This is a genomic window from Mycobacteroides saopaulense (genome assembly GCF_001456355.1).
Classification (GTDB): Bacteria; Actinomycetota; Actinomycetes; order Mycobacteriales; family Mycobacteriaceae; genus Mycobacterium; species Mycobacterium saopaulense.
Map to the genome: position 1 here is coordinate 504,592 of NZ_CP010271.1, position 21,254 is coordinate 525,845.

Consider the following 21,254-nt stretch of genomic DNA (forward strand, 5'->3'; position numbering starts at 1 on the left):
ACGCGCTAGCGCGGCTCCTGCTGGGTGGCACAGTGGATGCCGCCACCACCGGCGGCGATCCCGTCGATATCGAGCTGGATCACCCTGCGGCCAGGGAAGAGTCGTTCCAATGTGACCTTGGCTTCCGTGTCCGCCTCGGGGTCCCCGAACTGCGGGGCGATGACGCCGCCGTTGCACACGTAGAAGTTGATGTATCCGGCGGCGAAATCCTCTGATTCGAAGTCGTCGCGTCCCTGGGACGGTGCGTGCAGCACCTCGACCCGCAGGGTGCGCCCTGCGACATCGGTCGTGTTGCGCAGGATCTCCAGATGCTCGCGCGTCACGTCGTAGTCGAATGAGTCGGGGTCGTCGTCCAGCCCGGCGACGACGACACCGGGCCCGGCGAATCGTGCGTAGAAGTCGGTATGTCCGTCGGTGATGTCCATGCCCGCGATACCCGGAAGCCAGATGATCTTCCGCAGACCGAGCAGGCGTTGCAACTCGGATTCGACGTCTTTTTTGGAACGTCCCCGGTTGCGGTTGTTGTTCAGTACGCAGCTCTCGGTGATGATCGCCGTGCCCTGGCCGTCGACTTCGATACCGCCGCCCTCCAGGACGAGCTCGGTGTGTACGGCGGGGACTCCCACGCGCCTGGCCACCTCGGCCGCGACCCTTGCGTCAGAACCGTGTTCTTGTTTGTCACCCCAGCCGTTGAAGTTGAAATCAACGGCTGCCCTGCCGCTTTCGTTGTGCACGAATACCGGTCCGCTGTCGCGTATCCAAAGGTCGTCCAGCGGTACCGGTACCAACTCCACGTTGGTGCCTGTCAGTTGACGTGCCAGCTCGACCTCGTGCGGACGCACCAGCATCGACACCGGTTCGAATTGTGCGATGGCCTGGGCGATCGCGCCGAGATTCTGTTGGACCCGCCGGTTCAGCCGTCGCCCCCAGATGTCTTCGCTGGCACCGAAGGCCATCCACGTTCGCAGATGTGGTTCGCCCTCGTCGGGCATGCGCCAGGTTCTGCCGTCGCTCACCTGGTCATTATCGGGGTTCTCTTCCGGCAAGCCGGCGCAGGCGGCCAGCAGCATGCCGCCCACGGTCGCCGCACCGAGTGTGAAGACCTGTCTTCTGTGCACCCACACAGTGTCGGCCAATTTGAGCTATTGGGCGAGGCCAGATTTCGTGACACAACCGTTTCTGATAAGTGGCTGTGCGTTTGGGTCCAGCGTTGGTAGTAATCAAGATCACGCGAGAGTTCTTCCGAAACGAAGGGATCCGACGGTGATGAAGACGAGTACCAAATTGCTCGCCGAGTTCTTCGGCACGTTCTGGTTGGTTCTGGGCGGTTGTGGCAGCGCGATTTTCGCGGCCAAGAATGTCGCCGACGCAGGAGAGGGAAATACGGGCGCGATCCAGTTGGGCATCGGCTTCCTCGGTGTGGCGCTTGCGTTCGGGTTGACCGTCGTGACCATGGCCTACGCGGTAGGCCATATCTCGGGCGGGCATTTCAATCCGGCGGTCACGCTCGGGGCGGTGATCAGCGGGCGCCTGCCCGTCAGGGAACTGCCCGGGTATTGGGTGGCGCAGGTGCTCGGCGGATTGCTGGCGGGCGCCGCCCTGTGGTACATCGCGTGCGGCAAACCGGGATTCGAGGCCACCGGGAACATGGCGGCCAATGGTTACGGTGAGCACTCGCCGGACCACTACTCGTTGGCGGCCGTGCTGGTCACGGAGATCGTGCTCACCGCGGTGTTCATCGTGGTGATCCTCGGCGTCACCGATGTGGGTGCTCCCAAGGGTTTCGGCCCGCTGGCGATCGGCTTGTGCCTCACCCTGATTCACCTGATCTCGATTCCGATCAGCAATACCTCGGTGAACCCGGCACGGTCGACCGCCGTCGCCTTCTTCAACGGCGGCGCAGCGCCGGGACAGTTGTGGCTGTTCTGGGTGGCACCATTGGTCGGTGGTCTGGTCGGCGGCGTGCTGTACCCGTTCCTGTTCGACAACGGAAGGTTGGCACTGGATAGCGCACACGACTGAGCACGTCGCCGAACACGCTAGCCGTACCAACGCCTAGCGTGTTCGGCGTGCGTCGGCAGGTAGGCGCCGGGGCCGAAATAAGTGTCGTAGAAGCCGAGGTCGATGTTTTGTGCCTGCAGGTACATCAAGACGTGCACGGTGGGAACGGTGCCGGGGATCTTTCCGAATGTGTCATAGATGTACGAGGCTTCGACGGTGACGATCTCCTGGATCGCCTCGGCGGGCAGCGCGGCAGAGCGCACCTTGCGTGAATCAGCCCAGGCGCCTGGGGTATCGGGGTGGAAGGGGCCGCCGAGTCCGTACTTGCGCTCAATGTACTTTGCGACGCCGGCGGCGACCGTTGGCACATGAGGCGGGCTGAGGGTTTCGAAGAAGCCGGAAAGTCCGGTGGCGTTCGGGAACGGCCACCGGTCGTCGCTGTCCGACCGGAACCCGATACCGGGTGCGCGGGGGTCCCCCGATCCGCCGAGCACCGATAGTCGGTCCAGGCCGTCGAACATCCAGCCGCCCAGCCCGAGTGCCTGCAGGAGCAGTACCCCGTTATGTGTGGCAGTGGCCAGCTCGGCGCTGGCCTCGGTGAGTGTGTACTGCTCGACGAAGGACAGCGGAATCGGGTCGTCATAGTTGCGCAGGCTGCCGAACTTCTCGGTGCCGGGGATGCTTTGGTTGTTGACGTCGTCGTAGACCAGATAGCCGTTGGCGGCGAAAAAGGACAGGTTCGCGATGAGGTGCTCGGCCAGATCGGCCACCGGGAAGGCCAGCAGGCTGCCCGGATGGTTGCCGATCCAGATGTTGTGGCCCTCCATGTAGGGCTCTTCGCGCGGCAGCTCCAGGCGCTGGTCCGAGATCTGCTGGTAGGAGTCGGCGGTGTGGGTGATCCATTCCTCGATGGTTGCGAACTCCTGGGGAGGTTCGTCGCGAGTCGGCAGTAGGTAGATCCCGGTGTCGTCGGTGAAGAAGAGCTGGCTGGTGTGAAAACCTGCGGCGGAGGGAAAGGTGCGGCCGGTGGCGCTGCCGGAGTAGTTCGGGAATGCGGGGGCGTATCCGGGGTGATAGGTGATGCCGTAGTGCCACCCGGTGACCCCCGCGACCACCGAAAGGATCAGCGCCCGTTCAACTTCCGATATCGGAGTGGCAGGATGACTGCTGGTGTACGCGAGGGGGCCGTCGGGAATGCGACCGCCGAGGGGAAAGCGCCGGGACCGTCGTCCGGTGATAGCTGCCAGCAGCGGGAATTGTGCGACCTGGGCGAGGGCTTCGCGTTGGCGGTCGGATATTTGCAGCGGCATGACTCAACTCGACCACCGAGGGATAACCAGGTCAACCTTTTGGCTTCTCTCCTTTCAAAATATGGCACGAAGGGGGGCTTGCGGCAAGACCCCCACCATGGCGCACAATCCTGCGACCACGAATTTCCACTGATGGGAGCTGGTATGACCATGCCGAACTTCTTCGAGGCGCATGAGTCCGGTGCGTACTTCCACGGCACCAAGGCGGACCTCAAGATCGGTGATCTGCTGACGGCCGGGCATCTGTCGAACTACGAGGAGGGGCGCATCATGAATCACGTCTACGTGACGAGGACGTTGATTGGCGCGGGGTTGGCGGCCATGATGGCCAAAGGCGAAGGCAGGGGCCATGTCTACATCGTGGAACCGGAGGGCACCCTGGAAGACGACCCGAATGTGACGGACAAGAAGTTCCCCGGGAATCCCACCCACTCGTACCGCACCCGGGAACCGGTGCGCATCGTCGGCGAGGTCACGGACTGGGTGGGGCCCCCGCCCGAATTCATGGAGACGTTCCGGGCGGGGTTGGCTGATCTTCAGCGCAAGGGAAACGCCGTCATCTACGACTAGGCACGGCTAGGGCGACGTACGACGGACCTTGAGCGCCTCGGTGATCAGCGGAATCTGAAACGGCAAACGGGCCAACGCCCCGAGTCGCAAGGGCCATGGCTTGTCCCACCACTGTCGCGCCATGTTGATATTCGCAGGGAAGACAGCAAGGAACAGCAGTGCAGCCAGGGTGCCGCCGAGCCTGCGGGTTTTTGGTGCGAGCAGGAGCGCACCGGTGCCGAGTTCGGCAACACCCGAGGCGTAGGTATAGAACCGCGCATCGCCCGGCAGCTCGGCCGGAACAATCGCGTCGAACGGTTTCGGCGCGACGAAATGCACGACACCGACACCGAGCAGGACGGCGGCCAGTCGATAGGCGGGCCAGGGACTGGTTTTGGTCTCCATGCCCGGAGTCTAAACCGGGAACCTACAGTCCCGCGGCGCTCTCAAGGCTTGGCAATAGCTGGCGCGGAGTGCCCAGCAGTAGTGCGCTGCCGTGTGCGCGCTTGAAGTACAGGTGTGCGTCGTGCTCCCAGGTGATGGCGATACCCCCGTACAGCTGGATCGAATCACCGGCCACCACCGAAAGCGCCTCGCTGGCTTTGATTCTCGCGACGGTAGCGGCTTCGGGAGTCAGATCTCCGATGGCCTGGTACACAGCCGCGCGCGCGGACTCCACCAGCACATAGAGGTCTGCCATCCGGTGCTTGAGGGCTTGGAAGCTGCCGATCGGACGTCCGAACTGAACCCGGGTCTTGGTGTACTCGACGGTGAGCTCCAGCGCGCGCGCCGCCGCGCCCACCTGTTCGGCGGCCAGCAACAGCCCCGCCTTGTCCAACAGTCCCGGTGCGTTCCCGACCGGCTCGCTCGCGCTCACGACGACCGCGGCCAGCCGACGGGTGGGGTCCATCGTGGACAGCGCGGCGGCGGACACATTCTCGGCTCGCCGTACCTCGTCACCCTCGAATGTGAGGACTACGTCTGCGTACTCGCCGTTGACGACGTATCCGGGGTCGAAGGCGACCGCACCGATCGATTCACCGGCTGCCAACGTTTCCAGCAGCTCGCCCTCATATCCGGCGTCGAGGAGGGCGAGCTCCGCCCACAGTGTGCCCATCAGCGGGCTGGGTACCAGTCCTCGGCCGAGTTCCTCCACCACGACGGCGGCGTCCGCGAGCTCGCCCCCGGCACCGCCCAATTCCTCCGGAACCAACAATGCCGCGGCACCGACCTGTTCACATAGGACGGTCCACAGGCTGGCGTCGTAGCCCAGCTCAGATTCCATCGCCACGCGTACCGCGGCCGAGTCGGCCCGCTTGGTGACCAGGGAGCGGACACTGTCACGCAGCATCTGACGTTCGACGTTCGAGGACGTGCTCACAGTGCCTCCAATACGCGCGCGCGGTGCCATTCCGGCGTGCCCCAGGCTGACGTCAATGCCCGCACCTTGAGGATCCACAGGGACAGGTCGTACTCGGCGGTGAAGCCGATGGCGCCGTGGGTCTGCAGGGAGGAGCGTGCGGCCAGGTGGGCGGCCTTGCCGGCTGCGACCTTGGCGGCACTCACGTCGCGGGCGACGGTGGGAGATTCGTCCGCCAGGGACAGTGCGGCGCCGTACACCAACGGGCGGGCCAGCTCCAGCGCGATGTGCACGTCGGCCAGTTTGTGTTTGACCGCCTGGTAGGAGCCGATCGGCCGCCCGAACTGGGAACGCTGTGCGGCGTACTCCACGGCCCGGTCTAACAAGGCCTGTCCGGCGCCGACGAGCTGTGCCGAAATGGCAAGCACACCAAAGTCGATGGCACGACTGGTATCGAGGGAGACGCCAGCGCCGGTGGGCGACACATCGAACAGCCTTCGGGTCGCGTCGATCGACTCATGTTGTGCGCCGGCCCGTGCCTCGCGGAACCCGATGTCGTCGGCGATGAGCACGAGCCCTGCGACATCGGCGTCTAGAGCGCGTGGCGTGATGGGGGGTGCGGCCACCGTGGCGATGAGTTCTCCGGAGGCCAGTCGTGAGGACCACTCGGCTCCGTCTTCGCCGGACAACAGCGCCGGCGCCACCGCAAGAGATTCGACGACGGGTCCGGGTACCGCCCACTTGCCCAAGCCTTCAAGGGCGACAACCAGATCGACGGGATGAGCGCCGATACCGTCGTACTTCTCGGAGACCGCGAGGGCGGTGACACCCAGGTCGGCCAGTGTCGACCAGACAGCCAGACCGGGTTCGTGATTGCCCGCGGCCCACGCGCGTGCCGCAGCGGGAATGTCGGCAGCCGACAGCGCGGCATCGATGCTGGCGGCGAAGTCCCGCTGCTGGGTATCCAGGTCGAATCTCACTTGGCACCTCCCGTGCGGGCGCTCTCCTTGGGGAGTCCTAAGATGCGCTCGGCGATGATGTTGCGCTGAATCTCATTGGTGCCCGCGTAGATCGGGCCACCGAGGGAGAACAGGTACCCGTCTGTCCAGGTGTTCGTCAGCTCGCCGTCGGCGCCGCGCAAGTCGATGGCCGTCTCGTGTAGGGCGACGTCCAGCTCGGACCAGAACACCTTGGTGATCGAAGACTCGGCGCCGAGCTCGCCACCGCCCGCCAGCCGGGTCACGGTGCCGAAGGTATGCAATCGATAGGCCTGCGCCGCTATCCAGGCATCGGCGACACGTTCGGATGCGAACCCGTTGTCCGGAACCGATTTCCACAAATCCACCAATCGATCTGCGGTGGCCAGGAAGCGGCCGGGGCTGCGCAGGGACATGCCGCGCTCATTGCTTGAGGTGCTCATGGCCACACGCCAACCGTCGTGCACCGCACCGATCACGTCTTCGTCGGGCACAAACACGTCGTCGAGGAAGATCTCGGCGAATCCGGGGTCGCCGTCGAGTTGTGGGATGGGGCGCACCGTCACGCCCTCGGCCTTCAGATCGAACATGAAGTAGGTCAATCCGTGGTGGCGTTGTGCCTCCGGATCGGAGCGGAACAATCCGAATGCCCTGTCCGCGAAGGGTGCCCGCGAACTCCAGATCTTCTGCCCGGACAGGCGCCAGCCCCCGTCCACCTTGCGTGCGGGAGAGCGCAGCGAGGCCAGGTCGCTGCCGGACTCCGGCTCTGACCATGCCTGGGCCCAGATTTCTTCTCCGTTGGCCATCTTGGGCAGGATGCGATCCAGCTGTTCCTTGCTGCCGTGCGCGAACAGCGTCGGCCCCAGCAGGAACATGCCGTTCTGGCTGATGCGTGCCGGTGCGCCGGCCTTGAAGTACTCCTCTTCGAAGATCACCCACTGCAGCAGGGTGACATCGCGGCCGCCGTATTCCTTGGGCCAGGACACCGCCGAGAACCCGGCGTCGTAGAGGGTTCGCTCCCACTGCCGATGTGCCACTGCACCTTCCGGTGAGTCGTAGGAGGGCAGTGGTGGATTCGGGACGTTGGCCGCGAGGAATTCGCGTACTTCCGCCCGGAATGCCTCGGTCTCGTCATCAAGAAGTAGGTCCACTAGCTGCTCTCCTTCTGTGCCCTCTGCTCTTCGCGCACGTGCTCCTCGCGATGCATGGCCCGCAGGGTGGGCTTGACCACCTTGCCGCCCAGGTTGCGGGGAAGTTCGTCGAGGAACTCGACGAACCGCGGTTTCTTGAAGTTGGCCACATGCTTTGCGCTGTAATCGATGACGGATTTCGAGTCGAGATCAGCTCCGTTGCGCAGCACTATGTACGCCTTGCCCACCTCGCCGAGCCTCTCGTCGGGCACGCCGATCACGGCGGCGTCGGCCACACCGTCGAGTCGCATCAGCACCTGCTCGATCTCGGCCGGGTACACGTTGAACCCGCCGCAGATGTACATGTCCTTGAGGCGGTCCGTGATGGTGAGGTTTCCGCGTTCGTCCAGCTTGCCGATGTCGCCAGTGTGTAGCCAGCCGTCGGCGTCGATGGTCTCGGCGGTGGCCTTCGGATCGTCGAGGTAGCCGAGCATCACGTTGGCACTGCGCAGCAGTACCTCGCCCTCGTCGCCCGGCTTCCGGGCACCGTCGATGCGCAGCTCGTAGCCGATCATCGGACGCCCGCAGGTGGTTGCGACGGTGACCGCGTCGTCGTCGGACCGGCAGATCGTGGCGAAACCCTGTGTCTCGGTGAGTCCGTAGGCGGTGAGCACCAGATCGAAATCGAGCTCGGACTGCATGCGCTCGATGAGGACCACCGGGACCACGGCCGCGCCCGTCACCGAATACCGCAGCGAGGTCAGGTCGTAGTTCTTGCGCGCGGGATGGTCGAGCAGCATCTGGAAGATGGTGGGCGCGCCGGGCAGCACGGTGATCCGGTGTTCCTGGACCGCCGCCATCGCCTTCTCCGGGTCGAAGGTCAACTGGGGCATGAGGGCCGCGCCGGTCTGCAGGCAGGCCAGGATGCCCGCCTTGTATCCGAAATTGTGGAAGAACGGATTGACGCAGAGATAGCGGTCGTTCTCGGTGAACTCGCCATAGGTGGCCCAGGCCAGGGAGGCCGCCAGCGGCTGACGGTGCATGCACAGCACGCCCTTGCTGCGTCCGGTGGTGCCGGAGGTGAAGAGGATGTCGCTGATGTCCTCGGAGCTGACCGCGGCCTTGCGGTCGTCGATCTCTTCATCGCCCACATGCGCTCCGTGCGCGACGAATTCGTCCCAGTTGGAGTTGTCACCGGCCTCCACCGCGACTCTGACGGTGTGCCGCAGATCCGGTAGTGACGACGTGTCGAGCTGCGAGATTCGATCCGAGCCGAGGAAGACCCCGACCGACACCAGCACGCGAGCCTCGCTGCGCTGCAGGATGTCGGTCGCCTCCTCGACCGTGTAGCGGGTGTTCATCGGGACCACGGCGGCCCCGGCGTACTGCGCGCCCAGGCACGCGACGGGCCAATGCCACGAGTTGGGGGACCAGATGGCCACACGGTCGCCATGCCGGACATCGAGCGCGATCAGTGCGGCCGCGAAGCGTCGTGCTCGGGCGCGCAGGTCCGCGAAAGAAAGCCAAGAGCCGTCCGCATAGAGGGCGTCGCGGTCGCCAAAACGGACTGCTGCCTGGTCCAACGCGGCCGGGATGGTGAGTTCGGGGGTCTGCATCGACTGTCCGTCCACTCTCCTCTAACAAAGCAAGTGCTTGGTAGGTTAGCCTACTGGAGTGGTTGAGCACCAAGCACCGATGTCGGAGATCTCTGATGACCGGGATGAGCCGCTTGCGCGAAGAGCAGACGAAGAGGTGCGCACCGAAATCCGGGAATGGCTGGCCGAGAACCTCGTCGGCGAGTTCGCCGAGCTGAAGGGGCTGGGCGGGCCCGGTAGCGAGCACGAGGCCTTCGACGAACGCCTTGCCTGGAACCGTCATCTGGCCGCCGCGGGGTGGACGTGCCTGGGATGGCCCGTCGAGCACGGTGGGCGTGGGGCCACGGTCAGCCAGCGCGTCATCTTCTACGAGGAATACGCGCGCGCCGAGGCGCCGCACAAAGTGAACCACCTGGGTGAGGAGCTGCTGGGTCCCACCCTCATCGCCTATGGCACACCCGAACAGCAGCAGCGTTTCCTGCCCACCATTCGCGACGTCACCGAGCTGTGGTGTCAGGGATATTCCGAACCCGGCGCAGGTTCGGATCTGGCGAATGTGTCCACTTCCGCCGTGCTGGACGGTGACGAGTGGGTGATCAACGGGCAGAAGGTATGGACCTCCCTTGCCCTGCAGTCCCAGTGGTGCTTCGTCGTCGCGCGGACCGAGCCCGGTTCCTCGCGGCACAAGGGCCTGTCGTATCTGCTTGTGCCGCTTGATCAGCCTGGCGTGGAGATCCGCCCCATCATCCAGTTGACCGGCACCTCGGAATTCAACGAGGTGTTCTTCGACAATGCGCGCACTTCGGCCGATCTGGTGGTCGGTGAGCCGGGCGACGGCTGGCGGGTCGCCATGGGCACGCTGACCTTCGAGCGGGGTGTATCGACTCTGGGTAACCAGATCACTTACGCTCGTGAGCTTTCCAGGCTCTCCGAGATGGCCAAGTCGAACGGATCCGCCGACGATCCGGCCATCCGGGAGCGCCTCGCGCAGGCCTATGTGGGCCTGCGCACCATGCGCGCGTATGCGTTGGCCACCATGGACGAGGAGCGGCCCGGCCAGGACAACGTGTCGAAGCTGTTGTGGGCCAACTGGCATCGCGACCTGGGCGAGCTGGCAATGGAGATAGTAGGAAGACCGTCTCTGCTTATACCTACTGGCGAGATGGACGAGTGGCAGCGGTTGTTCCTGTTCTCGCGCGCCGACACCATTTACGGCGGCTCCAACGAGATTCAACGCAACATCATCTCCGAGCGGGTGCTCGGTCTACCCAGAGAGGCGCGCTAGTGAGCTTGTCGCAGGCACCGAAAGAGATTGACGGACACGGGCTTCTGAAAGGCAAGGCCGTCGTCGTGACCGCTGCCGCCGGAACCGGGATCGGCTCGTCAACCGCCCGCCGCGCGCTGGCCGAGGGTGCTGACGTGGTCGTCTCGGACTATCACGAGCGTCGCCTCACCGAGACCCGGGATGAGCTCGCTGCGCTCGGCCTGGGCAAGGTTGCCGCGGTGGTGTGTGACGTCACCTCCACCGAGGCTGTGGACGCGCTGATCGCCGAATCCGCTGCGGCCCTGGGCCGTATCGACGTGCTGGTGAACAATGCCGGGCTCGGTGGCGAGACACCGGTCGCCGATATGACCGACGATCAGTGGGACCGGGTGCTCGACGTGACCCTGACCTCCACCTTCCGTGCGACCCGTGCGGCCCTGCGGTACTTCCGTGAGGCAGGCCATGGCGGAGTCATCGTCAACAACGCGAGCGTGTTGGGCTGGCGCGCGCAGTACGGGCAGTCGCACTACGCCGCCGCCAAGGCCGGCGTCATGGCGCTGACCCGGTGCAGCGCCATCGAGGCCGTCGAACATGGCGTGCGCATCAACGCGGTCGCCCCGAGCATCGCCCGGCACAAGTTCCTCGACAAGGTGACCTCTTCGGACCTGCTGGACAAGCTGTCCTCCGATGAGGCGTTCGGCCGGGCCGCCGAGCCGTGGGAGGTGGCGGCCACCATCGCGTTCCTGGCCAGCGACTACTCGAGTTACCTGACCGGCGAGGTCATCTCGGTATCCAGCCAGCGGGCGTGACATTCGGCACGCATTCGACCAAACAAGCGCTTGGTTGATACAGTGGGAAGGTGGACAAAGTGGCTGAGGTGACCGCGCCCTCTCGGCGTGACGAGCTGCTGAGCCTCGCCGCCGAAATGTTCGCCGAGCGCGGTCTGCGTGCCACCACGGTGCGCGATATCGCCGATGCCGCCGGAATCCTCTCGGGCAGCCTCTATCACCACTTCGATTCCAAAGAGGCGATCGTCGACGAGCTGCTGCGGGATTTCCTGGAGGGGCTGTTCGCACGATATCGCGAGATCGCGGCGGCCAACCTCAATCCCGTCGACACGCTCAAGGGCCTCTTCCTGGCCTCCTTCGACGCGATCGAAACCAAGCACGCGCAGGTCGCCATCTATCAGGCGGAGGCTCCCCGGCTGCTGTCGCAGGAGCGGTTCGCCTATCTGAACGAGCTCAACACCGAGCAGCGCGAGCTCTGGCTCGAGGTGCTGCGCGACGGCATTGCCCAGGGCTACTTCCGTCCCGATCTCGACGTGGCCGTGGTGTACAGGTTCATCCGCGACGCGACCTGGGTCTCGGTGCGCTGGTTCCGCCCGGGTGGGTCGCGTACGGCGCAGGAAGTCGCCGAGCAATACCTCTCGATAGTTCTCGGCGGGATCACCACGAACAACGCTGTTCAGTCGTCCGAATAACAAAGGAGATTCACCATGCCTGAGGCGTACATCATTGACGCTGTGCGTACCGCCGTCGGTAAGCGCAACGGCTCACTGTCCAAGGTGCACCCGCTTGACCTGGGCGCCGCCACCTTCAAGGGCCTCTTCGATCGTGTCGACGTCGACCCCGACGCCATCGACGACGTGTACATGGGCGTGCTGGACGCCATCGGCGGACAGGCCGGCAACGCCGGACGTCTGGCGTGGCTAGCAGGTGGATACCCGGAAGAGGTTCCGGGCGCTACCGTCGACCGTCAGTGTGGATCGAGCCAACAGGCTATTTCCTTTGCCGCGCAGGCTGTTATGTCCGGCACCGCCGACCTGATCGTGGCCGGCGGTTTCCAGAACATGAGCCAGATTCCGATCTCGGCGGCGATGCTCGTCGGCAAAGAATACGGATTCACCTCGCCCACAGCCGAATCGGAGGGCTGGCTGCACCGCTACGGCGATCAGGAGGTGTCGCAGTTCCGCGGCGCCGAAATGATCGCCGAGAAGTGGGACATCAGCCGCGAGGAGATGGAACGCTTCGCTCTCTCCAGCCACGAGAAGGCGTTCGCCGCAATCCGCAACGGGCACTTCGACAACGAGATCATCCCGGTCGGTGACTTCCGCGTCGACGAGGGGCCGCGCGAATCCTCGTTGGAAAAGCTGGCTGAGCTCAAGACCCTCGTCGAGGGTGGCCGCATCACCGCGGCGCTGGCAAGCCAGATCTCCGATGGCGGCAGTGCCACCCTGGTGGCCTCCGAGCAGGCCGTCGAGGCGCACGGCCTGAAGCCGCGTGCACGCATCCACCACATCAGTGCCCGTGGTGACGATCCGGTGTTCATGTTGACCGGACCCATCCCCGCCACCCGGTACGCGCTGGAGAAGACCGGTCTGACGATGGACGACATCGACGTTGTCGAGATCAACGAGGCCTTCGCCCCCGTCGTGCTCGCCTGGGCCAAGGAGCTGGATGTCGACCTGAAGAAGGTCAACCCGAATGGCGGAGCGATCGCCTTGGGCCACCCGCTCGGTGCCACCGGTGCCAAGCTGTTTGCCACCATGCTGAACGAACTGGAGCGTACCGGCGGCCGGTACGGCCTGCAGACGATGTGCGAGGGCGGCGGTACCGCCAACGTCACCATCATCGAACGCCTCTGAGAACACCCGCTGATGTCGGCCCTTCTCCGGAACGGTCGACATCGGCGGGCGTAGCCTGGGGTGATGCGTGCGGGAATTCTGATCGGCGTGGTCGCGGCGGCCCTCGGTGTCATGGCAAGCGGCGCTCCGGCATCCGCCGAACCATGCCCGCCGGAAATCTGTTACGTCCCGGGAATCCCGGGAGTACCCAGCGGCGTGCTCAACATGCTGCCGCAGTCGATGGGCGATCTACCGCCACAACTGTCGCAGTATCCGGGAGGCTGGGGAGATCAGGGCTGGGGCGGATGGAATCAGCGCGACAGCATCGACATCCATGGCACCCCGGCACCCGAACCACCGGCGCCGGAAATTGGTGTGCCGCAGCAGGAGCCACCCGCTGCGTCGCCGGGCGGTTAGTCTCCGGCCCAGGTGCCGTACGGCACGTCGGGGTCGGTGCCCAGTGGGGTGTTCGGGTCGGCGCCGCCGATGTCGTTGGCATGATCGGGAACGTAGGGATCTGTTCCGTACGGCACGTCGGGGTCGGCACCGCCGGTGTTTTGATCCTGTAGCAAGACGTGGTGCGGACCGCGGTCGGTCGGTAGCTCCATGGACCCCTGCTTGGGCGCGTGAATCGGCTGATCGGGCACGGACGGCACGTCGGGGTCGGCCGCGGCAAGCGGGGCGAGCGTCAGCGCTGCCAGGGCCGCAGCACAACAGGCGGCCGTCGAGAAGGTGAACTTTCGGTTCCTCATACTTCCAGGATTCTCCTGCAGTCTGCGAATCCGCTGTCGATCTTCTTCATGTCGAGTGGGAATCCGATGATGTGCCTCGTGAGATTCCCACTCGTCGGCTAGAGGATGGCGGCGCTGGCTGCCTGCAGGTGTGCGACCGCATCGGTGACGATCGCGTCGATCAACTCCTGGCAGCTCGGTAGGTCATCCAGGATGCCCGCGACCTGGCCCGAGGCCAGCACACCGGCATTCGTGTTGCCCTCGACGAGACCGGCCTTCAGCAGCATCGGGGTGTTCGCGGCCATGAGCACCTGCGACCAGGTGAGCTCCTTGCCGTGCCGCATCGCGAGGCCATCCTTGACCATCGACGCCCACGACATTCCCGTCATCTTCTTGAACTTGGCGGCGTTGCGGACCGCTGCGGTGAAACCGCGTACCCGCGAACCGCTTTCCAGCTTCTCGACGAGCTCGGTGCGCAGGACCCGGTGCGGCATGCCGTCGACACGCGTCGAGACCACGGTGCCACCGAGGTCGGAGGCCAGGTAGCGCTGCTTGACTGCATCAGGCACGCTGCTGTCGGCGGTCAGCAGGAAGCGGGTGCCCATCGCGACACCGGCGGCACCGTACGACAATGCGGCGGCGAGGCCGCGCCCATCGAAGAAACCACCGGCCGCGACGACCGGCATCCCGGTGTCCTTGACGGCGTCGAGCACCGAGGGCAGCAGCAGAGTCGTGGCGACCGGTCCGGTATGACCACCGCCCTCGCCGCCCTGCACGATCACCGCGTCGGCGCCCCAGGCCGCAACCTTCTTGGCGTGCTTGGCCGCTCCGATGGACGGGACCACCACGACGCCATTGTCTTTCAGCTTCGCGATGAGGTCCTGCTTGGGTGCCAGCGCGAACGAGGCCACCTTGACCTTCTCGCGGATGAGCAGGTCGATGCGCTCGGTGGCGTCACCGGCATCGGCGCGGATATTCACACCGAAAGGCTTGTCGGTCAGCGATTTCGTCTTCGCGACGGCCGCGACCAGTTCCTCGAGGGTCATGGTCGCCGAGGCCAGGATGCCCAGGCCGCCGGCGTTGGAGGTGGCGGCCACCAGCCGTGGACCGGCGACCCAGCCCATTCCGGTCTGCACGACGGGATGCTCGATACCGACCAGCTCGGTCAGCGCGGTCTTGAGCACCTGAGTCACTGTTTTACTTCCTTGTCCCGGAATGATTTCGGATCGATGACCTCGCGGATGATCCGCAGCTCCTCCTCGGTGGGCAGCCGGGTGACGTCCGCGCCGGCCAGCCCGTGCACTTCGAAGCTGGTGTTGGACGCGACATCGTCGGCCGAGACGCCTGGGTGCAGCGACAGGGCGCGCATCTGGTGATCCGGACCGTTGAAGTCGAACACACCGAGGTTCGAGATGACCCGGAACACGTTGAGGTACTTGTACGCCGGGTTCGCCGGATCGACCTTGTCGTAACCGACACCGGAGACGACGTCGACCGAATCACCGAATACTCGCGCTGAGTGGTTGCCCACCCAATACGAGGTGGCGTGGTTGATGGTGTTTCCCGGAGCACCTCGCACGCCGAACATCTGCCGGGTGGGGTGCTGCAGCGGACCGAACGCCGAGAGGTTCTGATTGCCATAGCGATCAATCTGGTTGGCGCCCATGACGACATGCCGGCGGCCGGAGGCCACTACGTCGAACACCTTGCGGAACGGCATCCAGCCCTCGATCGGCGAGGTCCCGCCGATGCCGGGCGTCTCGGCCATCAGGACGGCCTCGCCATCGGAGAGCACCAGGTCCGGGGAGAAGGTCAGGCGGGCCAGCCGGGCCCCCACGGTGGACATCGTCGACATCGCGGAGGCCATGATCTCGCCTGCATCCCTGAACAACTCGGCGCATGCGACGGCGCAGACCTCGGCGCGGGTTGCTTCGCTCATGCCTGTGCCTCCTTGAAGCGCTTGACGGCTGCCTGGTAGTCCTCCTCGGACCCGGACAGGTAGGTGTCGACGAACTTCTGCCAGGTTTCGGGATCACCGGCCGCCTCGGCATAGTGCCGCTGGAACTTCTCGTCACGGCCGTAGTCGGCGGCGCCGATGGTGAAGTGTGCACCACCCGGTGCCTCGACGACCTTGTCGACCATCATGCGGTTCAGCAGAAGCGACTGCAGCGGAACGGATTTCACCAGCTCCTCGGTGGATACGATCTTTTCCACCGATAGGTAGCGTCGTTCCGCGGCCAGGCAGTACAGGTCGTCGAAGTACGGGTCGACGCCGGTGTAGGCGGCATTGCCGGTCGCGTCACCCAGGTTCAGGTGCACGAATGCGGCGTCCAGGTTCAGTGCGGGCATGGCGACCAGGGTCTCGTTATCCGCGTACGGCGAGGTGACGGTCTTGAGCTCGTCGCCCCAGAAGTTCATGACGTCGGACCCCAGGCCGGCCCGGATGGGTAGGAATGGCAGGCGTGCGGCAGCGGCCTCGAGGCCGCATTTGACCATGCCCTCGTCCATCTCCCGGGACTCGATGGCGCCGGTGGTGCGCGCCTTCGCGAACCACGGGTCGTAGAAGGGCGGTGAATCCAGCGAGACGAAGCCGTAGTAGGCCCTCTTGACCTTGCCCGCAGAACACAACAGACCCAGATCCGGTCCGCCGTACGTGACGACCGTCAGATCCTTGATGTCCGAACGCAGAATCGCGCGCACGAAGGCCATCGGCTTGCGTCGTGAGCCCCAGCCGCCGAGGCCGATGGTCATCCCGCTACGCAGCTCGGCGACTACCTCGTCGAGCGTGGTGCGCTTGTCTCCCATGAGTTAGTTCCCCTTCGGCTTTCCGGTCTCGACGAACGCATCGCGGTGTTCGTCGGCGACTCCGGCGAGGTTGAGTTCGAATGTGAAGCCCTGCTCCATGCGGTAACTCGACTCGACGTCCTGCGGGTCGATGAAGTTGATGGCCTCTTTGGCGGCCCGGATGACACGGGTGTCCTTGGCGGCGATGTCACGCGCGACGCGCAGTGCGGCTTCGTCGAGTTCGTCGCGCGGCACCACTTCGTGGACGGATCCATAGTGCTGCAACGTCTTTGCGTCGATCTTGGCTGCCGTGTAGAACATCCGGCGCATCACATGCTGAGGGACCAGTCGCTGCAGGTGGGTGGCCGTTCCGAGCGCGCCGCGGTCGACCTCGGGCACGCTGAAGACCGCGTCATCGGAGGCGACGATCACATCAGCGTTGCCCACCAGGCCGATTCCGCCGCCGAGGCAGAAACCGTTGACCGCGGCGATGACCGGCACCTTGCAGCGGTACACCGCGCTGAAGGCCTCGAAGCAGCCGCGATTGGTGTCGATCAGCGCGGTGAATCCGTCCGTCGCCTGCATCTCTTTGATGTCGGCGCCGGCATTGAACCCGCGCCCCTCGGCCCGCAGGATCACCACGTGGGTCGACGGGTCGTTACCCGCGGCCAGGATGGCGTCGGCCAGCTCAAACCATCCGCGTGACGGAATGGCGTTGACCTTCGGATAGTCGACGGTGACGGTGACGATGCCCGGTTCAACCGTCGCGGTGGTGATGCCCATGAGACTCCTCAAGGTACCGAAACAAGCACTTGCTTGGTACGCTACCATGACCCGAAAGCGCAGGACAAACAGCAGGAACACGGCAAGGAGTCACGTGCGAACCCCTTATGACCTCGGCCTCGAAGGTCGCGTCGTGCTGGTCACCGGAGGTGTCCGTGGTGTCGGAGCCGGAATCAGCCGGGTGTTCGCCGACCAGGGGGCAACGGTGATCACCTGCGCGCGCCGCCCCGGCGAGACCCCCTATGAGTTCCACTCCTGCGATATCCGCGACGAGGAGTCGGTCGACGCGCTCATCGGCACCATCGTCTCCGCACACGGCCGCCTGGACACCGTGGTGAACAATGCCGGCGGCGCCCCCTTCGCCCTGGCCGCCGATGCCAGCCACAACTTCCATCGCAAGATCGTCGAGCTGAATCTGCTCTCTGCACTGTTGGTCTCGCAGCGCGCGAACGCGGTGATGCAGCAGCAGGGTGACGGCGGCACCATCGTCAACATCACCAGCGTCAGCGCGAGCCGTCCCTCGCCGGGCACCGCCGCCTACGGCGCCGCCAAGGCCGGGCTGGAGAGCCTGACCCGAAGCCTCGCCGTCGAGTGGGCGCCCAAGGTGCGGGTGAATGCGCTTGCCGCCGGGATGATTCGCACCGAGCTGTCGGAGATGCATTACGGCGACGAAGAGGGAATCGCTTCGGTGGGAGCGACGGTGCCCCTCGGGCGCCTGGCCAATCCCGATGAGATCGGTTGGACCGCTGCATTTCTCGCCTCACCAATGTCTTCGTATGTGACCGGTTCGGTACTCACGGTTCATGGCGGAGGGGAGCGCCCTGCCTTCCTCGACGCCGCCAATGTCAACAGCAACGAGAACGGCGAAAAGGAATAGAACATGCCAGGTTTACTCGATGGTCGGGTCGTCATCATCACGGGCGCGGGTCGGGGCATCGGCCGGGCGCACGCACTGGCGTTCGCGGCCGAAGGCGCCCGTGTTGTGGTCAATGACATTGGTGTCGGCCTGGATGGATCGGCCGGCACCAGCCCCGCGCAGGAGGTCGTCGAGGAGATCAAGGCCGCCGGCGGCGAGGCCGTCACCAACGGCGATGACGTCGCGGACTGGAACGGCGCCAAGAACCTCATCGACACCGCGGTCAATTCCTTTGGCCGCCTGGATGTCTTGGTCAACAATGCCGGATTCCTGCGTGACCGCATGCTCGCCAACATGAGCGAGGAGGAGTGGGATGCGGTGATCCGCGTGCACCTCAAGGGACACTTCGCACCACTGCGACATGCCGCAGCGTATTGGCGCGACGAGTTCAAGGCCGGCAATGCGGTGGACGCACGCATCATCAACACCAGCTCCGCCGCGGGTTTGCAAGGCAGTGTGGGGCAAGGGAATTACGCCGCAGCCAAGGCCGGTATCGCCACCCTGACACTGCAGGCCGCCGCGGAGATGGGCCGCTACGGCATCACCGTGAACGCCATTGCTCCGGCCGCACGCACCCGGATGACCGAGGCGGTCTTCGCCGAGACCATGGCCAAGCCGGAGGATGGGGCGTTCGACGCGATGGCCCCGGAGAATGTGTCGCCGCTGGTGGTGTGGCTCGGTAGCCCTGAGTCTCGCGACGTCACCGGCAAGGTGTTCGAGGTCGAGGCCGGCATTATTCGCGTCGCCGAGGGTTGGGCTCACGGTCCGCAGGTGGACAAGGGGGCGCGTTGGGATCCAAGCGAATTGGGGCCCGTCGTCACCGACCTACTCGATAAGGCGCGCACGCCGGTCCCGGTCTACGGCTCTCAGGGTTAGCCCTTCCCGCCGACACGCCGTGCTATGGCGGATTCGTATCGCACGTGTCCGCCACGAGGCGGCGTGTCGATGGGGAGTTAGGGCTCCAGGATGACGACGGGGATCTTGCGGGTGGTGTACGACTGGTACTTGTCGAAGTCCGCGTACAGCTCGACCAGCTTGGGCCAGTAGTACGCGCGTTCCTCGTCGTTGGCGGTGCGTGCCGTCATGGTGCGGATATTGCCCTTTATCTGAACGGTGACTTCAGAATTCGCCTTCAGATTGAGGTACCACGCGGGGTTGGCCACTCGCCCGCCCTGCGACGCCACCAGCACGATCTTGTCGCCGTCGGGAAGATAGAGCAGCGCGCTCAGCCGCTTTTGACCGGTCTTGCGGCCGGTGGTGGTGATCAGCAGAACCGGTATCCCCCAGGGGAACGCCGCACCCACACGCCACTTTCCACCGAGGCGGCCGTTGGTCCGCTGATACAGCCAAACATTGACCGTGGTCATCCATTTGATGACCTTGCCGGCGAACTCGGAATTCAGTTGGGCGGGTGCGTTCGCGGATGATCCCGGTGCGGTCATGGCCCTATGCTACGAGTGTGTCAACACCCGGAGCCTCAGACGAAGCACGTATTGCCGCTGCGAATGCCTACATCGAAGCGCTCGTCACACATCAGGCGGACGCGGTGCCGTTCACCTCGGAATGTGTGCGGATCGAACAGGGCGTCAAGACCGGATTCTCCGGAGACCACTTGCGGCGCAGCCTGAACAACGGCCCACAGTTCCGCCTCATTGCCGCGGCGTCCAATCGGCAGTTTCGTGTCGAAGGCGAGAACGTCATCGCGAGTTTCGTCATCGAGACCAAGGCGAAGGTGGCCGGGTGGCGGGTGGTCGCCAAAGTAGACGAGACGTTCAAAATCCCGGCTGACGATCCTCGAATCCACCACATCCGGGCCATCTTCGTTCCGAAGCTGGCGCGCATTTAGAACACGTTCTAGATCTGCGGTTTTTCCTCCATGCACCCTTGTCCTGGGGTCGATTTCTGTGCTTCACTGCCACTAGAGCCACTAGTGAAATACATCACAGGCCGGGAGGTACAGCGTGGTACAGGCCCAACATCCCCACTTGCCGGACGGCATTGACTTCACCGATCCCGAGCTCTTCGTGCATGGGATCCCCGAGCGTGAACTCGCCGAACTGCGTCATACCGAACCGATCTGGTGGAACCAGACCGAGCGTGGCGTCGCGGGCTTCGACGACGACGGCTTCTGGGTGGTGTCCAAACACAAAGACGTCAAAGAGGTCTCACTTCGGTGTGACGTGTTCTCCAGCGAGCAGAACACCGCGATACCGCGCTATCTGTCCACCACCCCACGTGAGCGGATCGACGCGACTCGTCTGATCATGCTCAACATGGATCCGCCACGGCACAGTAGGTTGCGGCAGATCATCAGCCGAGGGTTCACGCCCCGAGCGGTGAACCGGCTACGTGACGACCTCAACGCTCGGGCGCAGGGCATTGCACAGGCAGCGGCGCAGACGCGGCACGGAGACTTCGTCGAGCAGGTGGCCTGCGAGCTTCCGTTGCAGGCGATCGCGGGTTTGATGGGTACACCGCTGGACGAGCGCGAACAGCTCTTCGATTGGTCCAACAGGCTGGTCGGATCTGCCGATGGTGAGGATGACAGCGCGATCGCGAGCGCCGAGCTGTTGATGTACGCGATGCGGGTTGCGGCGCGTAAGGCGGCGGAGCCCGGCGAGGACATCTGCACCGATTTGGTGAATGCCGATGTGGACGGCCAGAAGCTATCCGACGACGAGTTCGGTTTCTTCGTCATGCTTTTGGCGGTTGCCGGTAATGAAACGACCCGCAACTCGATCACCCACGGGATGCACGCCTTCACTCAGTTCCCGGATCAGTGGGAGCTCTACAAGAGGGAGCGCCCCGAATCGGCGGCCGATGAGATCGTGCGCTGGGCCACCCCGGTGACGTCGTTTCAGCGGACGGCCCTGCAGGACACCGACCTCGGCGGGGTGCGGATCAGGAAGGGGCAGCGCGTGGTGATGATGTACCGCAGCGCCAATTTCGACGAGGAGGTCTTCGACAGCCCGTTCGCCTTCGACATCATGCGAAGCCCCAACCCGCATGTGGGATTTGGCGGAAACGGCGAACACCATTGCGTGGGTGCAAATCTGGCACGGATGACCATCAACCTGATGTTCAACGCGATCGCTGACCATATGCCGGACCTGGCGTCGGCGGGGGAGCCGGACCGGCTGCGCTCGGGCTGGCTGAACGGTGTCAAGCACTGGGAGGTCGACTTCTGCCCGGCCGGGTTCGGGCGGGCCAGCTGACGAAAAGGCCCCCGGG

At 64.7% G+C, this 21,254-nt stretch carries 24 protein-coding genes; 11 read left to right on the forward strand and 13 right to left on the reverse strand.

Annotation, left to right across the window (positions count from 1 at the left end; translation table 11 throughout):
* Positions 1-5: 5 nt before the first annotated feature.
* On the reverse strand, positions 6-1,118 hold the full coding sequence (locus MYCSP_RS02545; protein ID WP_083017747.1) for an agmatine deiminase family protein: 1,113 nt from the start codon (positions 1,116-1,118) through the stop codon (positions 6-8).
* 145 nt (positions 1,119-1,263) lie between these two features.
* Between MYCSP_RS02545 and aqpZ the strand changes: the two genes are divergently transcribed.
* The gene (gene aqpZ / locus MYCSP_RS02550; RefSeq protein WP_083017656.1) at positions 1,264-2,022 is read left to right on the forward strand and encodes an aquaporin Z; all 759 of its coding nucleotides are present in this window, start codon (positions 1,264-1,266) and stop codon (positions 2,020-2,022) included.
* A 17-nt stretch (positions 2,023-2,039) separates the two neighbouring features.
* Here aqpZ and MYCSP_RS02555 read toward each other — a convergent pair whose 3' ends face one another.
* Positions 2,040-3,311, reverse strand: a complete 1,272-nt coding sequence (locus tag MYCSP_RS02555; RefSeq protein ID WP_088413125.1) for a hypothetical protein — start codon at positions 3,309-3,311, stop codon at positions 2,040-2,042.
* Positions 3,312-3,455: 144 nt separating this feature from the next.
* Here MYCSP_RS02555 and arr point away from each other — a divergent pair, with 144 nt between their 5' ends.
* Complete coding sequence (arr, locus tag MYCSP_RS02560) at positions 3,456-3,881, forward strand: NAD(+)--rifampin ADP-ribosyltransferase (RefSeq protein ID WP_083017661.1); 426 nt, start codon at positions 3,456-3,458, stop codon at positions 3,879-3,881.
* 6 nt (positions 3,882-3,887) lie between these two features.
* Here arr and MYCSP_RS02565 read toward each other — a convergent pair whose 3' ends face one another.
* From MYCSP_RS02565 to MYCSP_RS02585, 5 genes are read right to left on the reverse strand one after another with little or no spacing between them, the layout of a single operon-like run.
* Entirely contained in the window at positions 3,888-4,265 is a 378-nt protein-coding gene (locus MYCSP_RS02565; RefSeq protein ID WP_070913493.1) for a DoxX family protein, read from the reverse strand.
* Between the two features lie 22 nt (positions 4,266-4,287).
* A complete protein-coding gene (gene ipdE2 / locus MYCSP_RS02570) occupies positions 4,288-5,241 on the reverse strand; it encodes an acyl-CoA dehydrogenase IpdE2 (RefSeq protein ID WP_088415395.1) in 954 nt (317 codons plus the stop codon).
* Positions 5,238-6,200 carry an acyl-CoA dehydrogenase family protein gene (locus tag MYCSP_RS02575; RefSeq protein ID WP_083017663.1) on the reverse strand — a complete coding sequence of 321 codons (963 nt, stop codon included), beginning with the start codon at positions 6,198-6,200 and terminating at the stop codon, positions 5,238-5,240. Before MYCSP_RS02575 ends, ipdE2 begins: the two co-directional genes overlap by 4 nt.
* The gene (locus tag MYCSP_RS02580) at positions 6,197-7,348 is read right to left on the reverse strand and encodes an acyl-CoA dehydrogenase family protein (RefSeq protein WP_083017665.1); all 1,152 of its coding nucleotides are present in this window, start codon (positions 7,346-7,348) and stop codon (positions 6,197-6,199) included. The genes MYCSP_RS02575 and MYCSP_RS02580 overlap by 4 nt, the downstream gene beginning before the upstream one ends.
* A complete protein-coding gene (locus MYCSP_RS02585) occupies positions 7,348-8,943 on the reverse strand; it encodes a FadD3 family acyl-CoA ligase (protein ID WP_083017751.1) in 1,596 nt (531 codons plus the stop codon). The genes MYCSP_RS02580 and MYCSP_RS02585 overlap by 1 nt, the downstream gene beginning before the upstream one ends.
* 79 nt (positions 8,944-9,022) lie before the next feature.
* Here MYCSP_RS02585 and ipdE1 point away from each other — a divergent pair, with 79 nt between their 5' ends.
* From ipdE1 to MYCSP_RS02610, 5 genes are all read left to right on the forward strand, one after another.
* Positions 9,023-10,207, forward strand: a complete 1,185-nt coding sequence (gene ipdE1 / locus MYCSP_RS02590; protein ID WP_083017667.1) for an acyl-CoA dehydrogenase IpdE1 — start codon at positions 9,023-9,025, stop codon at positions 10,205-10,207.
* Complete coding sequence (gene ipdF / locus MYCSP_RS02595) at positions 10,207-10,995, forward strand: (5R,7aS)-5-hydroxy-7a-methyl-1-oxo-2,3,5,6,7,7a-hexahydro-1H-indene-carboxyl-CoA reductase (RefSeq protein ID WP_070913489.1); 789 nt, start codon at positions 10,207-10,209, stop codon at positions 10,993-10,995. Before ipdE1 ends, ipdF begins: the two co-directional genes overlap by 1 nt.
* Positions 10,996-11,045: 50 nt before the next feature.
* Positions 11,046-11,666: a TetR/AcrR family transcriptional regulator gene (locus MYCSP_RS02600; protein WP_083336312.1), complete on the forward strand. Its 621-nt coding sequence runs from the start codon at positions 11,046-11,048 to the stop codon at positions 11,664-11,666.
* A gap of 15 nt (positions 11,667-11,681) precedes the next feature.
* The gene (fadA6, locus tag MYCSP_RS02605; protein WP_088413126.1) at positions 11,682-12,830 is read left to right on the forward strand and encodes a steroid 3-ketoacyl-CoA thiolase FadA6; all 1,149 of its coding nucleotides are present in this window, start codon (positions 11,682-11,684) and stop codon (positions 12,828-12,830) included.
* Between the two features lie 63 nt (positions 12,831-12,893).
* Entirely contained in the window at positions 12,894-13,226 is a 333-nt protein-coding gene (locus MYCSP_RS02610; protein ID WP_088413127.1) for a hypothetical protein, read from the forward strand.
* On the opposite strand, the gene MYCSP_RS02615 is transcribed toward MYCSP_RS02610, so the two are convergent.
* The 5 genes from MYCSP_RS02615 to echA20 form a co-directional block, all read right to left on the reverse strand.
* Complete coding sequence (locus tag MYCSP_RS02615) at positions 13,223-13,561, reverse strand: hypothetical protein (protein WP_070913486.1); 339 nt, start codon at positions 13,559-13,561, stop codon at positions 13,223-13,225. The genes MYCSP_RS02610 and MYCSP_RS02615 overlap by 4 nt on opposite strands.
* Before the next feature lie 98 nt (positions 13,562-13,659).
* The gene (gene ipdC / locus MYCSP_RS02620; protein ID WP_083017674.1) at positions 13,660-14,733 is read right to left on the reverse strand and encodes a (3aS,4S,5R,7aS)-5-hydroxy-7a-methyl-1-oxo-octahydro-1H-indene-4-carboxyl-CoA dehydrogenase; all 1,074 of its coding nucleotides are present in this window, start codon (positions 14,731-14,733) and stop codon (positions 13,660-13,662) included.
* The gene (locus MYCSP_RS02625; RefSeq protein WP_070913484.1) at positions 14,730-15,479 is read right to left on the reverse strand and encodes a CoA-transferase subunit beta; all 750 of its coding nucleotides are present in this window, start codon (positions 15,477-15,479) and stop codon (positions 14,730-14,732) included. The genes ipdC and MYCSP_RS02625 overlap by 4 nt, the downstream gene beginning before the upstream one ends.
* A complete protein-coding gene (gene ipdA / locus MYCSP_RS02630; protein WP_070913483.1) occupies positions 15,476-16,345 on the reverse strand; it encodes a cholesterol ring-cleaving hydrolase subunit IpdA in 870 nt (289 codons plus the stop codon). Before ipdA ends, MYCSP_RS02625 begins: the two co-directional genes overlap by 4 nt.
* A 3-nt stretch (positions 16,346-16,348) precedes the next feature.
* A complete protein-coding gene (echA20, locus tag MYCSP_RS02635) occupies positions 16,349-17,107 on the reverse strand; it encodes a (7aS)-7a-methyl-1,5-dioxo-2,3,5,6,7,7a-hexahydro-1H-indene-carboxyl-CoA hydrolase (RefSeq protein WP_083017677.1) in 759 nt (252 codons plus the stop codon).
* 94 nt (positions 17,108-17,201) lie between these two features.
* Between echA20 and MYCSP_RS02640 the strand changes: the two genes are divergently transcribed.
* Complete coding sequence (locus MYCSP_RS02640; RefSeq protein ID WP_070913481.1) at positions 17,202-17,984, forward strand: SDR family oxidoreductase; 783 nt, start codon at positions 17,202-17,204, stop codon at positions 17,982-17,984.
* Between the two features lie 3 nt (positions 17,985-17,987).
* A complete protein-coding gene (locus MYCSP_RS02645; RefSeq protein WP_083017681.1) occupies positions 17,988-18,899 on the forward strand; it encodes an SDR family oxidoreductase in 912 nt (303 codons plus the stop codon).
* Positions 18,900-18,976: 77 nt separating this feature from the next.
* On the opposite strand, the gene MYCSP_RS02650 is transcribed toward MYCSP_RS02645, so the two are convergent.
* Positions 18,977-19,465, reverse strand: coding sequence for a nitroreductase family deazaflavin-dependent oxidoreductase (locus MYCSP_RS02650; RefSeq protein WP_088413128.1), 489 nt, complete (start codon positions 19,463-19,465; stop codon positions 18,977-18,979).
* 17 nt (positions 19,466-19,482) lie between these two features.
* On the opposite strand from MYCSP_RS02650, the gene MYCSP_RS02655 reads away from it, so the two are divergent.
* The gene (locus MYCSP_RS02655) at positions 19,483-19,869 is read left to right on the forward strand and encodes a hypothetical protein (RefSeq protein WP_083017685.1); all 387 of its coding nucleotides are present in this window, start codon (positions 19,483-19,485) and stop codon (positions 19,867-19,869) included.
* A gap of 115 nt (positions 19,870-19,984) precedes the next feature.
* Positions 19,985-21,238, forward strand: a complete 1,254-nt coding sequence (locus tag MYCSP_RS02660; protein ID WP_088413129.1) for a cytochrome P450 — start codon at positions 19,985-19,987, stop codon at positions 21,236-21,238.
* Positions 21,239-21,254: the final 16 nt, after the last annotated feature.

Excerpts from the sequence above, each read along its gene's own strand:
- MYCSP_RS02555 (WP_088413125.1), bottom strand. The coding sequence starts at position 3,311 with ATGCCGCTGCAAATATCCGACCGCCAACGCGAAGCCCTCGCCCAGGTC.
- arr (WP_083017661.1), top strand. The coding sequence starts at position 3,456 with ATGACCATGCCGAACTTCTTCGAGGCGCATGAGTCCGGTGCGTACTTC.
- MYCSP_RS02565 (WP_070913493.1), bottom strand. The coding sequence starts at position 4,265 with ATGGAGACCAAAACCAGTCCCTGGCCCGCCTATCGACTGGCCGCCGTC.
- MYCSP_RS02585 (WP_083017751.1), bottom strand. The coding sequence starts at position 8,943 with ATGCAGACCCCCGAACTCACCATCCCGGCCGCGTTGGACCAGGCAGCA.
- ipdE1 (WP_083017667.1), top strand. The coding sequence starts at position 9,023 with ATGTCGGAGATCTCTGATGACCGGGATGAGCCGCTTGCGCGAAGAGCA.
- fadA6 (WP_088413126.1), top strand. The coding sequence starts at position 11,682 with ATGCCTGAGGCGTACATCATTGACGCTGTGCGTACCGCCGTCGGTAAG.
- MYCSP_RS02610 (WP_088413127.1), top strand. The coding sequence starts at position 12,894 with ATGCGTGCGGGAATTCTGATCGGCGTGGTCGCGGCGGCCCTCGGTGTC.
- MYCSP_RS02615 (WP_070913486.1), bottom strand. The coding sequence starts at position 13,561 with ATGAGGAACCGAAAGTTCACCTTCTCGACGGCCGCCTGTTGTGCTGCG.
- MYCSP_RS02625 (WP_070913484.1), bottom strand. The coding sequence starts at position 15,479 with ATGAGCGAAGCAACCCGCGCCGAGGTCTGCGCCGTCGCATGCGCCGAG.
- ipdA (WP_070913483.1), bottom strand. The coding sequence starts at position 16,345 with ATGGGAGACAAGCGCACCACGCTCGACGAGGTAGTCGCCGAGCTGCGT.
- echA20 (WP_083017677.1), bottom strand. The coding sequence starts at position 17,107 with ATGGGCATCACCACCGCGACGGTTGAACCGGGCATCGTCACCGTCACC.
- MYCSP_RS02645 (WP_083017681.1), top strand. The coding sequence starts at position 17,988 with ATGCCAGGTTTACTCGATGGTCGGGTCGTCATCATCACGGGCGCGGGT.
- MYCSP_RS02650 (WP_088413128.1), bottom strand. The coding sequence starts at position 19,465 with ATGACCGCACCGGGATCATCCGCGAACGCACCCGCCCAACTGAATTCC.